The sequence below is a fragment of the Dietzia sp. UBA5065 genome (assembly GCA_002415925.1).
Taxonomy (GTDB): Bacteria; Actinomycetota; Actinomycetes; order Mycobacteriales; family Mycobacteriaceae; genus Dietzia.
Genome location: DIAZ01000042.1, coordinates 807 through 1,480, shown reverse-complemented (window position 1 = coordinate 1,480; position 674 = coordinate 807). Strand labels below are relative to the sequence as shown.

At 77.9% G+C, this 674-nt stretch carries 1 protein-coding gene and 1 pseudogene; both read left to right on the top strand.

What is annotated here, in order from left to right:
* A partial coding sequence (locus B4M60_RS02985) for a nitrilase-related carbon-nitrogen hydrolase (RefSeq protein ID WP_291080145.1) occupies positions 1 to 335 on the top strand: 335 nt, incomplete at its 5' end.
* A 92-nt stretch (positions 336 to 427) separates the two neighbouring features.
* Positions 428 to 674, top strand: a pseudogene (locus B4M60_RS02980) (hypothetical protein); the annotation flags it as partial.

Genomic DNA, 674 nt, shown 5'->3' with positions numbered 1-674 from the left:
TGTGCGCGGCGTCGTGGGGGTCGGGACCCGGCAAGGTGGACCAGTGGCGGCTCCTCGCCCGCGCCCGGGCTCTGGACTCCACCACTTTCCTGGTCGCGGTGGGCCAGGCCGATCCGCAGGTCGAGGGCGTGGACGTCAAGCCCGGCGCCCCGACCGGCGTCGGCCATTCCATGCTGGTGGGGCCGGACGGGACCGTGCGCGCCGAGGCGGGCCCCGGTGCGGGGCTGGTGGTGTTCGAGATCGACGACGACGAGGTGACCGACACCCGCCGGACGATCCCGGTGCTCGCCAACGGCAGGGTGACCGAGGACCCGGCAGCGGAGGGTGGGCGGTGACCGGGCCGGGCGGGTCCCGCGGAGGCGACGGGCCCGCGGATCCGGGGGACGGGCCCCGGGGCGATGACGCGCCCACCGAACCCACACCGGCTGTGAACCCGCCCACCGAGCAGATGCCCCCGGCGGACCCGGCCACCGAGCACCTGCCGCCCGTCGAGGCCGCAGGTGGCGGGACCGCGTGGTCGCAGTACCCGGAGGGCGAGGACCCGACCCGGGCGTGGACCGACGCCGGGGCCGCGACCGCCCCGGAACCGGGCCCACAGTCCGGCCCGGTGCCACAGTCCGGCTATGCCCCGCCGCCGGGTGACGTCCCGCCCCCGGGTGGCGGCGGATGGGACG